The sequence below is a fragment of the Pseudomonas sp. GM24 genome, assembly GCF_000282235.1.
GTDB lineage: Bacteria > Pseudomonadota > Gammaproteobacteria > Pseudomonadales > Pseudomonadaceae > Aquipseudomonas.
The window spans coordinates 35566-52688 of the sequence record NZ_AKJR01000084.1; the positions used below are offsets into that span (position 1 = coordinate 35566).

A 17123-nucleotide genomic window follows, 5' to 3' on the forward strand; every position below is an offset into this window, starting at 1 on the left:
CCAAATGCTGCAAAGACTTACACGACCTGCAGCACGATCTTGCCGATATGGTCGCCAGCCTCCATGTGTGCGTGAGCCTGAGCCGCGTCGTTGAGTGAATAAACCTTGTCGATCATCGGCAGGCAGCGCCCGGCAGACAGTGCTGGCCATACGTGCTCGCGCAGTTGATCGGCAATCGCGGCTTTTTCGGCAGCGGTACGGGCACGCAAGAGGGAGCCGGTGATCACCGCGCGTTTGGCCATCATTGCCAGCAGGTCAAAGTCGTTGGCCCGTGCGCCGCCGAGGAAACCGAGCATGACCAGACGGCCATCCATCGCCAAAGCGCTGACGTTATCGTTGAGATACGAGCCGCCCATGATGTCGAGGATCACATTGACGCCCTGGCCTGCGGTTTTATCGGCGATGACCTTGGCGAACTCCTCCTCGCGATAGTTGATCGGCAAGCCGCCAAGGTTGCTGATCGCTGCGCATTTGTCCGGGCTGCCGGCGGTGGCAAACGCTTCTATGCCGAATTCTCGGCACAGCATCAGTGCGGTAGTACCGATGCCGCTGGTGCCACCATGAATCAATGCGCGTTGACCACGGCTGGCGCCACCGAGGCCGAACAGGTTGGCCCATACGGTAAAGAAGGTTTCCGGGATCGCGGCGGCGAGCACCCAGTCCAGGCCGTCGGGAATCGGCAGGGTCTGGCCGGCGGGGACGGCGCAGTATTCGGCATAACCGCCGCCATTGGTCAGCGCGCAGACTTTGTCGCCCACGGCGAACTGATTGACACCCGCCCCGAGCGCCACGACTTCACCGGCGACCTCCAGCCCGGGAATCGGGTTCATGCCGGGTTTCATCGGGTATTTGCCGGCGCGCTGCAAGGCGTCCGGCCGGTTGATTCCGGCGGCGTGTACGCGGATCAACACCTCGCCCTCTGCGGCGACTGGCAGCGGTACGCGGCGGGGTTGCAAGACCTCGGGTCCACCGGGCTCGGTGATTTCGATTCGGGTCATTTCGCTGGGCAGGGACATATCGATTCCTCTTGGCTTGAGTTGTGTAAGTGGGAGCGTGCTGCGCAAGCAATGATTCCCTTCAATTTGCACAGCAGCGCCGTTCAACCGGGGCGGGCAGCCATTTCATGGCTTGCTCCAGCAGCAGCGCCACGACGATCGCGCCAGCGGCAATAACGAACAACAACGCGTGATGCCCGCTGCTGGCATTGAACAGCGCCGAATAGGCAAACCCGGCCAGCGCCTGAAACGTGGCGAATGACACCGTGGCACGGCTCCAGGCGATTTGCTGGCGATGGTGCTCCGGCACCAATTCATGCACCCGCGCCAGCGCCAGCGGCACAATGCCCGGCGGAAATGAACCGAGAATCACCGCCAGCAAAGCCAGCGCCAGAAACGAGTGGGAGATCGCCAGCAGTCCTAGGGCAATCGCCTGCACCACCAGCACCAGACGAATGCCGGACCGTGCGCCCAGTTGATCGGCGAGAAAGCCATAACTCACCGGGCCGACAATCGCGCCCAAGCCGTACATCACCCAGATCAACGCGCCGATATGCGCCCCGGCACCGAGTCCACGCGCCACGTAATCCACCAGAAACACCATGGCGGGCACCAGGCCGGCTGCCATAAAAGCGTATTGAGCGAACAGCAAGTACACACCACGCGGTGTTGGTTCTACGGGCACTATTTCTTGCGCAACGACCGGGTGCAGGAAATCAGACGGCCAGGCAAACCAGCTCAGCACCGTCAGCAACAAGGCCAAAGCCCCCAGGCCCAGCCACGTTGCCTGCAAGCCAAGGCTCAACAGCGGTGGCACCAGCGTCCCGGAACCGGCAATGCCAAGACCGATACCCAGAAAAATCGCGCCACTGGCCAGCCCTTTACGCGCCGCCGGGACATGCGGCAGTACTGTCGCGGCCACTAGAACCATGATCGCGCCGCCGGCAATCCCGGACAGCAGCCGCCAGCCGAAGAACCAGCTCACCGACAACGGAAACGCGCAGGCAAAAAATGCCGCCGTGACCACCAGCATCATCAGCCGCAAGGCATTTTTATTGCCGAGTTGGCGTGCTGCAGGCCGGCCGAGCAGGGCGCCGATCAGATAACCCACCAGATTGGCGGCTCCGAGGTAGACCACATCATTGGCGCTGAACCACTGCGCCTCAATCAGCGAAGGGATCAACGGGGTGTAAGCGAAACGCGCCAGTCCGATGCTGACCAGGCTGGCGCAGAGGCCAGCGAAGATCGAGAGCCAGATACCGGTGGAGGTTGAAGTGCGCATGATAGCGATCTCGCGGAAGGTTTATGGCATTCAGCATATCGGCTATCGTTGCTGCGTTAATGCAGCGATTAAGCGGCACGCTGATGCGAATTTGCATCGCCTGGAGACAGCATGAATTGGGATGACGCACGGGTATTTCTTGCCGTTTGCCGCGAATCGACGCTGCGCGGTGCAGCGAGGGTTTTGGCGGTGGATCAGGCAACCGTCGGGCGGCGCATCACGGCACTGGAAAAGTCCCTGAGCGCGACGTTGTTCCTGCGCACCTCTGACGGGTACGCGTTGACGGCGGTCGGCGAAGCAGCGCTTAAAAGCGTGGAGAAAATGGAGCATTCGGCGCTGGAGCTGGAGCGGCAGATTCAAGGCTTGGACGATCGTCTGACTGGCACGGTGCGCGTCAGCACCACGGATTCGCTGGCCATCGATTTTCTGATTCCGGCGATTGCCCGCTTGCACGAGCAGCACCCGCACGTGCGCGTGCAACTGGATGCGTCCACACAGATTCTCAGCCTGGCCAAGCGTGAGGCGGATATCGCCGTGCGCAACACCCGGCCGGACAACCCTGACCTGATTGCCCGGCGCATTGCCCGATGGCCGGTGGGGCTGTTTGCTTCCCAAGCCTATATAGATGCCAATGGAGTGCCGCCGCCGGGCACGGCATTTGAAGGGCATGATCTGGTGGTTTATCAACCGTATCTGCAAGGCAAAAAGGACCTGACGTTGGTATCGGAGCCGTTGAGTCGCGGTCGGATCGTCGCCAGCCTCAGTTCCAGTTTGCTCGTCCGTCGTTCGATTGCAGCAGGGTTGGGTGTAGGAGAAATCCCGGTATACATGGGTGAGCGCGATGGCTTGATCAGGCTATGGCCGGAGCGCACTACGCCGCTCCCGTATGAGGTATGGCTGGTAACCCACGCGGACCTGCGCCACACCGCGCGGGTGAGGGCGGTGATTGAGCAGATTGTCGATGTGTTCGCGTCGGAGAATGAATAGGTAGATGCTGTTTTGGCAGGGCTACAACCTCTGACGAAACGGCCTACACCAGAGGCAGAATCGCCCGGCTTGTCAGCATTCTGGATGGGGCCTACCGTTTCATCAGCTCGGTGAGGGGCGTTGGAAACTCACCGACTTAATACCAGGGACGGTATGTAGACCCAGGAAGGTGTCGAATTGAAAACCTCGGAATTCAGTCAAAATCCAATCAGTGATCTATCGAGTAAAAGCCGGAATACTCAAGCCATGAACGCAATAAGCCGTGAAGAATTCAATGCCCGGATCGAAACCATTGAGACCAGGATGGACGCTCGGTTCGAGGGTGTGTCGGCAAAAATCGATGCTTATCTTTTGACTCAGGCGGAGAGGGACAAACGATACGATTTGATGTGGGACGGTGTACAACAAATCGCCGAAGACTCAAAAGAAGCCATCAAACAAGCCTCGACAGTGAAGGCGCATTACTGGGCGACGACAGCCGTCCATTTTCTCGGAATGATCACCATCGTCGTGGGGGCGCACTTCGCCAATCAGGCAGCGGTGTTAACCACCTTGCAGACGACACTCGCGGCGATCCAGGTAGGTAAAGATATAGGCGCACCAAGACCTGCTTCGCAACAAGCACCCGAATCAGCACAATAGAAAACGGCCTTCAAAGAAGGCCGTTTTTCGTGAGCATTGAAACACCGCGTCATGGCATCTCTGGCAATTCCTGCGGCCGCAGGTCGAACACCAGCACTTCGGCATCGACACCGTTGCTCAAGGTCAGCAACTGTTCTTCGCGAACCCGCACGCCGTCACCTTCGTGCAATGGCTGGCCATTGAGTTCAACGCTGCCACGCGCGACATGCACATAGGCATAGCGGTTGGCAGCCAGTTCCAGTGTGGCGCTTTCCTTGCCGTCGAACAGCCCGGCGAAGACCCGTGCATCCTGACGCACCTTGAGCGAACCGTGCTTGCCGTCCGGCGAAATGATCAACTGCAGGCGACCGCGTTTTTTCTCGGCGCTGAAATGCTCTTGTTGATAGCGCGGTTTGGCTCCGGCAACCTCCGGCACAATCCAGATCTGCAGGAAGTGCACCGGTTTGATCGCTGAATGGTTGAACTCACTATGCGCCACGCCGCTGCCTGCGCTCATTAATTGTACGTCGCCTGGACGAATGACCGAACCGGTGCCCAGCGTGTCCTTGTGTTCCAGCGCACCTTCCAGCACATAGGAAAAGATCTCCATGTCGCGATGCGGGTGCTGGCCGAAGCCTTTGCCCGCGGCAACGCGGTCATCGTTAATCACCAGCAGGTCGGAAAAACCCTGTTCGCGAGGGTTGCGATAGCTGGCGAAGGAAAAGGTGTGAAAGGACTTCAACCAGCCATGATTGGCGAGGCCACGATCGGAGGCTTTGCGAAGAGTCAGCATGATGAAATCTCCTTGCGGGACGTGAATTCGTCCGAGTGAGGAGAAGGTTACTGTTTACTGGATTGCGCAATAAGTAGATGAAAATTGAAAGACTGTCCCTTTCAGGTTGACAGTTTTGCGATAGCCGTCACACAAAACTTTTGCGCTCAAACGGCTACAGTTGGCCATAATGTCTGGCCTGTCTCATGTTTCTTTGATTGAAGTGATGTCCTCCCATGAAAACCGTGGCAATGGTGCTGTTCCCCGACTTTCTCCTGCTCGACATGGCCGGGCCATTGGAGGTTTTTTCGGTTGCCAATCGGTATCTGAAACCCGATGCGCATTATCAATTGATCACGCTTGGCACCGAAGATGGACCGCTGCGGGCCTCCAATGGTGTGATGGTGCAGGCGGACCGGACCATTGGCGGCGACACCGAACGTTATGATTTGCTGCTGGTGCCGGGAGGCCCCGGTGCCTACAACCAGCAGTTTCCGTCGTTGTTTGCCTGGCTCAAAGACGCCGTCCGGCGCGTTGAATATTACGGTTCGATCTGCACCGGCGCGTTTGTGTTGGGGCATGCCGGATTACTTGATGGCTACCGTGTGACCACGCACTGGAACTACACCGAACGCCTGATCAAGGGATTCCCCAAAGCCCATGTCACGACCGATCAGATCTATGTCGAGGATCGCAATCTGATCACCTCGGGTGGCGTCACTGCCGGCATCGATATGGCGCTGGCCGTGATCGCCCGCGATCACGGCAAAAAGCTCGCCCAGGATGTGGCCAAAGTCCTGCTGGTGGTGATGAAGCGGCAGGGCGGTCAAGCGCAGTTCAGTCCGCTGATGGCTGCAGTGGCGCCACAGGAAACGCCGATCACCCGCGCACAAAGCTATGTGCTGGAGCATCTCGACGAAGCCTTTACGGTCGAGCGCATGGCCGCCATTGCCAACATGAGTGCGCGGCATTTTGCGCGGGTGTTCACCCGCGACATCCACATGACGCCGATGGAGTTTCTGCAAAGTGCGCGCATCGATTGCGCGCGCAATCTGCTGGAAACCAGTGATCTGCCGCTTAAAACCGTGGCTTACAAAAGTGGTTTCGGCAGTGTGCGGCACATGCGTTCACTGTTTGCCGAAAAGCTCGGCCTGACCCCTGCGCAATACCGCGAACAGTTCAGCTAGAGCGCTTGTGTCCGTCTGGCGCACTCGGATGTCCGTGCTGCGCCTCGTGTAGCGGTTGTCGCGTCATCTGAGGCTGCCAAGATAGTTGGCATGGATAGCCTCAACGATTTGAACACGGCGTCGGTGCTGCATTTCGGCCCTTACGCCTTCCATCTGCGGCAACGGCTGATACTCGATGGAGATCGGCCCTTGCGCATGGGCGGTCGTGCGCTGGACATTCTGCAAGTGCTGGTCGAGCGTGCCGGTCGAGTGGTCAGAAAGGAGCAGTTGATCGCGCTGGTATGGCCGACGTCGGTGGTCGAGGAGATCAACCTGCGCGTGCACATTGCGGCGCTCAGGCGAGCGTTGGGTGACGGCGAGAACGGTCAGCGTTACATCGTCCATGTACCACAATGCGGTTACAGCTTTATCGCCCCGGTCCGCTGCGACAGCGCCGCGCAAGTGGTTTTCGAGGGCTTGCAGACACCCCAGCATAATTTGCCAGCGCGACTGACCTCGGTCACCGGTCGTGACTCGCTGGTTGGCGGGTTGGTGCGACAAATGCCGCTGTGTCGGTTGATGACCATCACCGGAACGCCGGGCGTAGGTAAGTCCACCGTGGCGCTGCGGGTCGCGGAACTGCTTTTGCAGTACTACAGAGACGGTGTATGGCAAGTAGATCTGAGCTTGATCGACGACCACACGCCGCTGCTCGACCATGTGCTGCGCACCCTGAAGAGCGATTTGACCGGGCTGTCGACTCGCCATGCGTTGCTGCTGCTGGATAACTGTGACCACCGTCGCGATGCTTGCAGATTAGCGGTTGAAACGTTGCTCGAAGCCGCGCCTCGACTGTCGATCCTCGCCACCAGTCGTGAAGCCTTACAGGTCAGTCTGGAAACTCTGCAGCGTGTTCCAGCGCTGGCCATTCCGAAGCGCTCGGCAGCCAATTGCATCACTGAAGCCATGGGACATTCCTCGGTGCAGTTGTTCGTCAGCCGTGCGCGGGCGCGACAGCATGATTTCCGCTTGCGCGAGCAGGATGTCAGTGCCGTGCTTGAGATCTGTCGTCAACTCGATGGTTTGCCGCTGGCGATCGAACTGGCGGCGGCGCAGATCGATGCGCTGGCGCTGGTAGGTTTGCAAGCGCAAATGGCCAACGGCCTGCAAGTACTCAGCCATGGCCGGCGCACTGCAGTGGCGCGGCACCAATCCATGCAGGCGGCACTCGACTGGAGCTATCAATGCTTGAGTGAGCAGGAGCAACGCGTGCTGCAACGCCTATCGGTGTTCAAACTGGCGTTTACGCTGGAGGCTGCGTTGGCGGTGATCAGTTGCCCGCGACTGGCTGTGTCGGAGTTGGCCGCGATCATCGAAGGCCTGGCGCAGAAGTCTTGGCTGTCACTGGAACGCGGCGCCAGTGCAGGCCGGTACCGGATGCTCAATACCACCCGGTGCTATGCCCGCACGGAACTTGAGCGCAGTGGTGAGGGGATTGATCTTGAACGCCGGCATGCACGTTACATCAAGCGGATTCGCCGGGCTTCAGACGTGCGCGCCCTCGCGTAATTCGTCGATCAGCAAGTGCACCTTGCGCAGGTCCGGGGTCGCGTAGCCCTCGGTGAAACGTTGATAGATCGGACTGAGCAAATCCAGCGCCTCGCGACAGCGTGACTGACGCTGCCAGAGTTGCGCCAATGAAGTGGCGCTGCGCAGTTCCCAGGAGAGCGCGCCTTGAGTGCGGGCGATGGTCAGGGATTGTTGCAGGAGTGCTTCGGCTTCCTGAATGGCCCCTTCGCGAGCAAGCTCGCTCCCACAGGAATTCTGGATGTACTCGGAACCAGTGTGGGAGCGAGCCTGCTCGCGAAGAGGCCCGCCCAGACAAACCATCCCTCCCTTCAATAACGCATCCGCCCGAGCCCGCAGAATCTCCGCCGTACTCCACCCCGCATCACCACTCAGCGCCCGCTCAAGCAGCGCGTCGTCGACAAAACGGTCATCCAGAGTCACCATGATTTCCCCGATCAGCCCGCCGCTGCCTGTCGACACAGGCGCACTGACTTGTGGTTCGATCACCTGCGCGTAGTGCCGCGCCCAAGTGTTGAACAGCAGCACCGAATGTTTCTGCGACTGCTCGAGCAGCAACTGCAATAGCGCCCGGGCGTTTTGCTGATCGCCGTTGTAATGAGCGATCAGGCAACTGGCCAGCGCCAGGGTGTAGCAAATCGAAGTGCCATGGTCGATTTGCACGGCAATGTCCAGTGCCTGCCGCGCCGTGCGCCACGCTTGCTCTGGCAGACCCTGCATCCACAACACCCGTGCCAGCACCGTCAGCGACGCGACGCTTTGGTCGTACTGCACGCCAAAGCCATGAGTGAAGCGGTTGACATGACCACTGTGCGCCATGCGCTGGAGGACCTGTTCGGCGTGGATGCGCGCCTGCAATTGGTCGCCGGCATAATGCAGAGCCAATACGCGCAAGCGGTGGGTACTCAGTGACAACAGCGGGTCGCCGTGCAGGCCGAGGCGGTCGAAGTGCTCGCTCTGTGCCAGCGCCATGCGGTAGTGCCCGCAACTGAGGTTGACCGCCATGTGCCCGGAGACTGCGCGCAATTGTCCGGCAACGTCGTCGTGCTCGTGGGCCAACTGGCGGGCTTCGGCGAAGGCCTGGATGGTTTCCGCCGTGCCACCCCACGTGTGGTAGCAGGCACTGCCAAGGGCCAGTTTGAGGGCGACTTTCAGGCGCGGGCAGGGTTCGTGCAGTTCATCAAACAGGCTCAGCGCCCGGCGCACATAGGCGCCGTACTCCTTGAGCAGCGACAACTCCTGCCACAAGGGTGCCGACGCCGCCGTCAGCCGAATCCCCAAACCACCAGGGCCGACACCGTTCAGGCTCCAGTCCAGTGCTGCGCGCAAATCTTCCAGCCCTCGGGCGTAGCGATCGATCCATAACAAGGTCGGCGTGTTTTCCCAATCGTTCTGCGCCTGCTGCATCAACGCCAGACAGCGTTCGGCATGGCGTTCGCGGGTTTCCTCGCATTCGGCGGCGTGATCGAGTTTTTCCAGCGCGTAACGTCGGGTGGTGTCGAGCAAGCGGTAGAACACGTCCTCGTCACCGACCTCGACGGCGAGCAGGGATTTGGCCACCAGTTGCGTGATCGACACAAACACCATGCCGGGGTCGATCTGCTGACCGACGATAACGGCTGCCGCCGACTCGAGGGTAAAACCACCACGAAACACGCCCAGACGACGCAGGCAGGTTTGTTCGCAGCGATCGAGCAGATTGAAACTCCAGTCCAGCGTTGCGCGCAGAGTGAGATGACGCTCCAGACTGCTTTGATTGCCCGCTGCCAGCGGCGGTAAACGGCCTTGCAGTTGGCTCAGCAGACCATCCAGTCCGAGTTCGGTGACCTGCGCTGCCGCCAGTTCCAATGCCAGTGGAATGCCGTCGAGCCGATGGCAGATCTCGATTGCCTGTGGCAACTGGGCATCGTTCAGTTCGAAGCTTTCCTGCGCGGCCGTCGCTCGTTCGACGAACAACTGCAGCGCCGAAAAATTCAGCGTTAGCTCACGATCCAGCATCGTCGTCATCGGCGGGTATTCGAGGGAGTCCAGACGCTGTACGTACTCGCCTTCGGCCCGCAGATTTTCGCGGCTGGTGGCGAGGATATGCACGTGCGGCGCCCCACGCAGAATGCTTTCACTAAGCGCTGCGACGGCATCGATCAAATGCTCGCAGTTGTCGAGTAACAACAGCATCTGCCGTTGTTGCAGGCCTTTGACCAGTGCTGTCTGCGGGTCGCCTTCGAGAAGTGCCAGATCAAGCAGGGCGGCCAAGTGTGAACAGATCAGCCGGGGATCGCTCAGAGGTGCCAGATCCACCAGACGAATGCCGTCGCGATAGTGCCCGATCAACTGTTCGGCTACCCGCAGGGCCACCGTGGTTTTACCGATCCCGCCGGGGCCGACCAGGGTGATGCAGCGTTGGCGCGGCAGTTGCGTCATCAAGCTGTCGACCAGCGGCTGGCGGCCGATCATCCGCGTGCGCCGCAAGGGCAGATTGTGTCGACCGCCAGCATTGCCCACAGGGCGCTCCTCCATGGATTTCAGCAAAACCGGTGCGACGAAACTGTAACCCCGCTGCGCCACGGTGATGATGTAACGCTGGCCGGCCTGACCGTCACCGAGCGCCTTGCGCAGCGCCGCCATGTGCACACGCAAGTTGATGTCTTCAACGACAGTGTCCGGCCAGACCCCTGCCATCAATTGTTGCTTGCTCACCACTTCGCCGGCATGCGCCAGCAGAATCAGGAGGATGTCCATCGCCCGTCGGCCCAGACGCAACGGCTGCTCGCCTTCGAGTACCAAACGTTGCCCGGGATGAATCCGATAAGGGCCAAAACCGAGGGCCTGATTCGGTGAAAGACTCAACAGCTCACTCCTGCGGTGCTGCGGCGGACAGAGCGGAGTAGTGCCGGGCGCGTGCGCAGGCCTTCTAATCCGGGGTGTCCCGGCATAATCCTCAGGTTTGAGCGTCAGTGCAACGGGGGCCGCGATCAAAACACGGCAGGCTGTGCACGGTGAGCTTTGGGTTCACGCATGATCTGGCAGCGCCAGGCAAACGGATTGATGCCTTCGCTGCGGGTGAACATATGGCAGAAATGCGCCTGATCGCAGAAGCCGCATTCCAGGCTGATTTGCGTCAGGCTCAGGTCGGTGTGCTGGATCAACAGCTTGGCCCGCGCCAGGCGCTGGGTGCGAATCCAGTCCTGCGGTGACAGCCCGGTGCTGCACTTGAAGGCGCGGGAAAAATGGCTGCGTGACAGTGAACAGGCGCGAGCCAGTTCGGTGACCTCAAGGCTTTCGCCGAGGCGTTCGAGGATCAGTTGTTTGACCTGTCGTTCACGTTGCGGACTGAGTCCGCCGACGCCGGTCTTGCGTGGTTCGTTGGCAGGGGCGAGGGCGACGCTGTGCTGTAAGTGAGCCATGGCCAAAGTCCGTGTCGATGGGGAATGCACGGTCGGCGCATCCCCTCAGGTCAAAAAAACAACGCTGCGCAGTGGCATTCATTGTTGGCTGAGGGCGGGGGGGTGACGAGTTAATCGTTGTTAATTTCGCTGCGAAACGGCGCTGACAGTCCCGTTGATCGCGTAAAGTGCGTAGCACTGGCGTCTGACTGGCTAAAAGGAATCCGTGCCCATGAACCGTAACGATCTGCGTCGCGTCGACATGAACCTGTTGGTGATTTTCGAAGCGCTGATGTTCGAAAAGAACCTGACCCGCGTCGCTGAAAAACTGTTTATGGGGCAACCGGCCGTCAGCGCCGCGTTGGGGCGTTTGCGCGATCTGTTTGACGACCCTTTGCTGTTGCGCAACGGTCGCGGCATGGAGCCGACCGCGCGGGCACTGGCGATTCTCAAAGAGCTGCAACCGGCGATGGACGTTATCTCCGGAGCGGTCAGCCGGGCCAAGGAGTTCGAGCCGGCGAGCAGTTGTGATGTGTTTCGCATCGGCTTGTCGGACGACGCCGAATTCGGCCTGTTTCCGCCGTTGTTGCGTCAGCTTCAGCAAGAGGCGCCGGGGATTGTCGTGGTGGTGCGCCGCGCCAACTACCTGCTGATGCCGGCACTGTTGGCCTCTGGGGAAATCTCCGTTGGTGTCAGTTACACCACCGATCTGCCGGCCAATGCCAAGCGCAAGACCTTGCGCGACATTCCCTGCAAGGTTCTGCGCGGCGACGACCGACCGGGGCCGCTGACCCTCGACGAATACTGCGAGCGCCCGCACGCGATGGTGTCGTTCTCGGGCGACTTGAGCGGCAATATCGATATGGATCTGGCCAAGGTCGGCCGTACGCGCCGCGTGGTCTTGGGTGTGCCGCAGTTCAGCGGGTTGCGCGCCTTGCTCGCCGGCACCGAGATGATCGCCACTGTGCCGGATTACGCCGCCTGCGCGTTGGTGGAAGGTTGTGCGCTGCGCGCCGAAGATCCACCGTTTCCGATTGATGCGGCGCAATTGTCGATGGCCTGGAGCGGGGTGCATGACAACGATCCGGCGGAGAAATGGCTGCGCTCGCGGATCAGCCAGTTCATGGCGGCGCCGTTGGATATACCGCCACGTTGACCCCTCCGCTCGTCGGAAATTGCTCTGTACCTGTCAGATCTGACAGGTGACGATTTTCTGTTTCTGGCTGTTAATCACTCCGTCGCCTAATCCCCCGGCAGGAGTGTTTTGTCATGCTTTTAAAACTCAAAAAACAGATCGCAACGCTGGCACTTCCTGAGCCGGATATCACCGGTCGTACGCTTCCCATCCTTCCCTCGGGAGAGTGGGGGATCAATCACGCTGCGGCGAAAGGGGTCTATCCGGACGAAGGGTTGCAGGTCTACCTCAGCCCATGGACGACCAAGAGTAAAGGCGACCTGGTGGTGCTCAGGAAAGGCTCTGTCGAGGTGGATCGGTACACCATTCGTGATCAATCAGAATCTGATCAGCGTGCGACCCTGTTCGTTGCTCCGCGGCATCTTGCTTCGGGCTCCCATGAAATCGACTATTGGGTAAAGCGATTAGGCCTGGATCCCGCCGAGACGTACACGCCGCCATTGAAAATATTCGTCAAGCTGGAAATTCCCGGCGGACAGGATACGGAGGAGGGGCCGGGGCATTCCAATCTGTACATGTTCATCCCGCCGGAATTTGTCTCTGGTGGAGTGGACAGCGACAACATTCCGGTGGATCCGGATGATGAGGGTAATCCGGATGCGCCGAAAGCGGGTGTGCCTATCGTCATTCGAAACGCATCCGGTAGCGGCGAACCCTATCCTGAGATTGCCGTGGGCGACCAGCCTCAGATCAGTTGGGGCGGCATTTTTATCTGGGGCGACCCGGTGACGGCGGAGCAAATCAGTGATCCGGTGAAGAATCCCATCACGATTTACGTCAAGCGGGCGATTATAGAAAAAGCAGGTGATACCGATGCGGTGGGCCTGGCCGTGAGCTTTCGCGTGCGCGATATCGTCCACAACTATTCGGAGGACTGGTGTAAAGAAACCCGGATCAGGGTTTCGCTCAACACCAATCGGCTGGTTGCCCCTATTGTCAAGGATGCGCTCAACAATGTTCTCGACCTTGACCGGTTGGGTGAAAAAAACGTCGTTGTTCAGGTCTGGGCAACCTCGAGCGAATTCAAACATCAGGACTGGATTGTAGTAAAAGTCAGCGGTACCAGCGCCGACGGTGAAGCCGTCACGTTCACTGCGCCGAGGCAGGAGGTCGACAATCTTCCCCACACCTATGAGTTCGAGTTCGAGAATGCGGATCTGCGCAGGCTTGTCGCAACCCAGGTGATTTTTTCTTATGAGGTCGAGCGCGAGGGAATTGCCGATCCGCTGCAATCCAAAGGTCAGTTCGTGCAAGTCAACGGCGAGGCCACGCGCCTGGATGCCCCTGTTGCTGAAGATGAAAACCAGGGCGCCATTGACCCTGACCTGGCACGTACCCGGATTCTGATTCGCTCTGATTCGCTGTTCAACTATGGCGATGCGTTTGAACTGGTGTGGTTCGGTAAACGTCCGGATGGCAGTGCCTATATCCCGGAATTCGAAAGGTATACACCGAGCCGGGAGGAAATCGACGACCCGATCGGTTTCTTCCTCACTGTCGAAGGCTTGCACTTGAAGACCATTGAGGGCGGAACACTGGTGCTGTCGTATGTCCATTTGAGTGTGGATGGGAGCGATGAAATTGTCAGGCGTGTGTCGCGTCCCGCGGCATCGCTGAGCGTGGGCGAGCCAAAATTCGAGTTGGTCAAACCGATCGTGCTGGGCGAAAACAATGGCTCACTGGAGCCTGCTGATTTACCCAACGGCGTTGGTCGGCTGACTGTTCTCAACCCCATCGTCACGCCGACGAAACGCGGTGATAAGGTGGCTTTCGATTGGGTCGGGGCAAAAACAGGCAAGACCGGCGACATCATCGACATTACTGTGCTCAACGAGAATATGGACGTGTCATTCCGACTCAGCCAAACGTTCGTAGCCGAGCATATTGAGCCAAATCGCGGGTCCATGATCACGGCCAAGTACAAAATATGGCGCAAGGAGACGGACACATTCAGTTATTCCAACCCCCTCGTGTTCTCCGTCGGCGAATCTCGGCAATTGCTGGACCCGGCCCGCGTGGTGCAGGCGCTGGATGACATTCTCGACCCGGCCAATGTTCCGGACGGAGCAACCGTTGAGATACCGGCCAATGATCCCGAGAATGCCGGCGATCACTTCTATATGACCTGGGCATCATCGGACGGAGTGGTCAATTACACCGATGACAAAGCGGTCAGTGGCAATAACAAGGGCAAACCGATCGAGTTCACTGTTGACCTGTCCGTTGTGCAGGCCAGCCTGAACAAAAAAGTGACTGTCGATTATCGGGTCGAGTTGTTTAACGGCGGCGAGGCGGACGGCAAACCTTATGAGTTTGACGTGCAAGCGCAGGAGTTCCGGCTGCCGGTTGCCACCTTCCGGGAAGCCACGGGCTCGCAAAAGGATCAGTTGAACCCGGACGATGTCTACCCCAACGGCGCAACGGTAGTGATCCCGGCAACTGCTCGGTTGAAGACCGACGATGAAATCACCGTGACCGTGGTTGGCAAAACCACCACTCCTTACCCCCACACGGTTCTGGCAGCAGAGGCCGACAAAGAACTCAGCGTGATCAAGGTGGCCCACACGGTGATCAGCGCCAACCTCGATGACAGCATCTCGTTGCGTTATGAGGTCAAGCGCAAGGCGGGAGGGACCGATGGCCCGTCGGTGCCGACGGTTTACGATGTTCGCCGGGTCATTGGCAGCGGCACCCTGAAGATCATGGGGGCGCGCTATAACCGCAGTACTTATCGCGCGTCCAGTGCCACTCGTGTACTGAGCGCATTCAATGCCACCACCGGGCAGGCGCTGCAAGCGCAGTGGAAGTACGCTTCGGACACCGAGTGGATGACCGCCGCCACCTGGCGCGACACCTCACCGCAGCAGCCGCTGCAAGTGCGCACTGCCGATGATCTGGTCACGCTCAACTCAGCCAACATTATTGGCAACGGGATCGATACCACGGTCACAGGACTCGCGGCTTTCGTCGCTCACCGAGATGTCGGGGATGTCGCCGGTTGGGGCAACGCTGCGTACGGTGCCAATATTCCTCCGACCATCATCACCATGGATGACATCGTTGAGGTGAGCTGCACGCGCAGCGCTTATGCGGCTCGCCGCGCCAATAGTGCAGTTGTCGCCTGGGGAACCGCCGCCGAGGGCGGAAGCATGAGCGGTATGGATCCGCTGGGTTTTGTCGAAGTCATCGGTAATGCGACCGCGTTCACCGGGTTGAAGACGACCGGGCAGGTGGTTGCCTGGGGCACACCTGCCGATGGAGGTAGTGTTCCTGCAGACATCAGCGCACTGACGGATATTGTTCGAGTGGTGGCGGCGGGTCAGGCTTTTGCAGCAAAACGATCCGCCGGGAATGTTGTGGCCTGGGGCCTGGCGGCAAACGGTGGGGTGGTTCCCGGTGATATTGCAGGCTTGACCGATATCGACAATCTGATCGGCAGCTTTGGTGCCTTTGCCGCGCATCGTGGCAATGGGCGGATTGTCGGCTGGGGCCACGCCACCTATGGCGGCGCAGTGCCGGCTGAAATTGCGTCGCTGACCGACATCATCGAATTGAGCTGCGCCAACGCGCAGGCCTTCACTGCAAGGCGTGCCACCGGGCAGGTGGTGGCGTGGGGAACGGCCGCGTACGGCGGGACGATTGACGCGCTGATCGGCGGGCTCACGGACATAGTCGAGGTCAGTTCCACCTGGCGCGCATTCGCAGCGCGCCGAGGCAACGGTCATGTAGTGGCATGGGGCACTCCCGCGGAGGGTGGTCTGGTGCCTGCCGAAATCGCGGCGCTCGATGACATTGTTCAGGTGTGTGGTTCCTCCATGGCTTTTGCCGCGTTGCGCAAGAACGGCACAGTGGTCGCCTGGGGGAATGCGACTGTAGGTGGCGACACCTCGACGGTCGTCACTGAGCTGACTCAGGTACAAGCGCTATACGACAACACTCATGGGTTTACTGCGCTAACCGCTGACGGCCGCGTCGTGACCTGGGGACATGCCGATGGCGGCGGGGACAGCAGCGCCGTACAGGAGCGGCTGAGGGGCAAGGTGTCTTATCACGCCACTCCGATCTCCAGAGGCCGGGCACTTCTGGCCAGTCGCTGGGCCGAGCTGAATACCGGGCGTTGAACGCTTGCCCTTGAGCCTTGCTTCAAACCCGGAACACGGCGCTCGACCGAGCGCCGTGTGAGGTCTCACCATGCACAAAACAACAAACACCCCGCTCAAACCGTCGGTAGACGAAGCGCCCGGCGATGTACTCGATCCTGCGAATATTCCGGCCAAAGGCGTGACGGTCAGAATCAAACCCTATGACGACATGGCCTACCGTGATCACGTTTTTCTTAGTGTCGGCGAGTACACCGATGACATCCCGATTGGCCCCACCGCTGTTGGCAAAGACGTCACCTTCACCGTGCTTGGCAGTGAATTGATTGCCGACGCAAACGACATCGTCCCCATTCACTTCGAAGTGCAGTTCTATGGCGGCGATCGTGTGCCGTCGCAAAGACTGGAGCTTCTATTGCAGTCAGGTTTTGACGCGCAGGCGGCCCTCGATCTGAGCGCGCACAACCATGTGGTGTCGGTTGATAAACCGCCGATGAAGTTACCCGAAGCGGCCAGAATGACGCGTCTTGCGCAGTGGGGGAGTGGCCCCTATCAATACACCAGCAGCGATCCGGCCATTGCCAGTGTCGATACGCTGTCGGGCGAAGTCACTGCGCTTCGCAATGGCGACTGTACGATCAGCGCCACCGACAGCCAGAGCCAGACCCGAACCTACCCGTTGACTGTGAAGGGCATTGTTGAAGTGCACTTCCTTACCCACAGCGCGGATTTTCAAGGGATGCTCACACTGTGCGAAACAGCAAAATTGCAGCCGGTCACGCTGACCCAGATCAAACGCATGTGGACGCTGTACTTCCCCGACGCCGGCCCGGTGGCCGATTACCTTGAGTGGCTGAACTATCCCGTATGGACCGGCGAAGATCTGGGTGGCGGTACCGCGTGGACTTATGACCTTAACGGCGATTCTGTCAATGACAATGCCAGTGCGCACAACAAGGACACGTATTGGCAGGTCCTCGGGGTTAGTGCGACTCAAGCGAAGCGTCAAAAGGGCAGGGGGTAGAAGCCATGCAA

The 17123-nt window shown here is 59.6% G+C and carries 12 protein-coding genes; 7 read left to right on the plus strand and 5 right to left on the minus strand.

All coding sequences use genetic code 11. The features are described from left to right. Positions 1–17 precede the first annotated feature (17 nt). Complete coding sequence (locus PMI23_RS12525) at positions 18–1016, minus strand: NAD(P)H-quinone oxidoreductase (protein WP_007913504.1); 999 nt, start codon at positions 1014–1016, stop codon at positions 18–20. Positions 1017–1077: 61 nt separating this feature from the next. Further along, the gene (locus PMI23_RS12530) at positions 1078–2277 is read right to left on the minus strand and encodes a YbfB/YjiJ family MFS transporter (RefSeq protein WP_007913505.1); all 1200 of its coding nucleotides are present in this window, start codon (positions 2275–2277) and stop codon (positions 1078–1080) included. A 111-nt stretch (positions 2278–2388) separates the two neighbouring features. On the opposite strand from PMI23_RS12530, the gene PMI23_RS12535 reads away from it, so the two are divergent. Both PMI23_RS12535 and PMI23_RS12540 read left to right on the plus strand, forming a co-directional pair. Next, positions 2389–3264 carry a LysR family transcriptional regulator gene (locus tag PMI23_RS12535; protein WP_007913506.1) on the plus strand — a complete coding sequence of 292 codons (876 nt, stop codon included), beginning with the start codon at positions 2389–2391 and terminating at the stop codon, positions 3262–3264. 177 nt (positions 3265–3441) lie between these two features. Then, on the plus strand, positions 3442–3906 hold the full coding sequence (locus PMI23_RS12540) for a hypothetical protein (protein WP_238539533.1): 465 nt from the start codon (positions 3442–3444) through the stop codon (positions 3904–3906). Positions 3907–3955: 49 nt separating this feature from the next. Here PMI23_RS12540 and PMI23_RS12545 read toward each other — a convergent pair whose 3' ends face one another. After that, on the minus strand, positions 3956–4678 hold the full coding sequence (locus tag PMI23_RS12545; protein WP_007913508.1) for a pirin family protein: 723 nt from the start codon (positions 4676–4678) through the stop codon (positions 3956–3958). A 215-nt stretch (positions 4679–4893) separates the two neighbouring features. On the opposite strand from PMI23_RS12545, the gene PMI23_RS12550 reads away from it, so the two are divergent. Both PMI23_RS12550 and PMI23_RS12555 read left to right on the plus strand, forming a co-directional pair. Then, complete coding sequence (locus PMI23_RS12550) at positions 4894–5844, plus strand: GlxA family transcriptional regulator (protein ID WP_007913509.1); 951 nt, start codon at positions 4894–4896, stop codon at positions 5842–5844. 90 nt (positions 5845–5934) lie between these two features. Further along, entirely contained in the window at positions 5935–7392 is a 1458-nt protein-coding gene (locus PMI23_RS12555; protein WP_007913511.1) for an ATP-binding protein, read from the plus strand. On the opposite strand, the gene PMI23_RS12560 is transcribed toward PMI23_RS12555, so the two are convergent. Together PMI23_RS12560 and PMI23_RS12565 are read right to left on the minus strand one after the other, a co-directional pair. After that, a complete protein-coding gene (locus tag PMI23_RS12560) occupies positions 7369–10257 on the minus strand; it encodes an ATP-binding protein (protein ID WP_007913513.1) in 2889 nt (962 codons plus the stop codon). The two genes, PMI23_RS12555 and PMI23_RS12560, sit on opposite strands and share 24 nt — an antisense overlap. Positions 10258–10382: 125 nt before the next feature. Next, positions 10383–10814: a helix-turn-helix domain-containing protein gene (locus tag PMI23_RS12565; protein WP_007913516.1), complete on the minus strand. Its 432-nt coding sequence runs from the start codon at positions 10812–10814 to the stop codon at positions 10383–10385. A 211-nt stretch (positions 10815–11025) separates the two neighbouring features. Here PMI23_RS12565 and PMI23_RS12570 point away from each other — a divergent pair, with 211 nt between their 5' ends. The 3 genes from PMI23_RS12570 (at position 11026) to PMI23_RS12580 (ending at position 17112) form a co-directional block, all read left to right on the plus strand. Continuing rightward, the gene (locus tag PMI23_RS12570) at positions 11026–11949 is read left to right on the plus strand and encodes a LysR family transcriptional regulator (protein WP_007913518.1); all 924 of its coding nucleotides are present in this window, start codon (positions 11026–11028) and stop codon (positions 11947–11949) included. 113 nt (positions 11950–12062) lie between these two features. Next, positions 12063–16109 carry a hypothetical protein gene (locus tag PMI23_RS12575; RefSeq protein WP_007913529.1) on the plus strand — a complete coding sequence of 1349 codons (4047 nt, stop codon included), beginning with the start codon at positions 12063–12065 and terminating at the stop codon, positions 16107–16109. Positions 16110–16179: 70 nt separating this feature from the next. Then, positions 16180–17112 carry an Ig-like domain-containing protein gene (locus PMI23_RS12580; RefSeq protein ID WP_007913530.1) on the plus strand — a complete coding sequence of 311 codons (933 nt, stop codon included), beginning with the start codon at positions 16180–16182 and terminating at the stop codon, positions 17110–17112. The last annotated feature ends 11 nt before the right edge of the window (positions 17113–17123 follow it).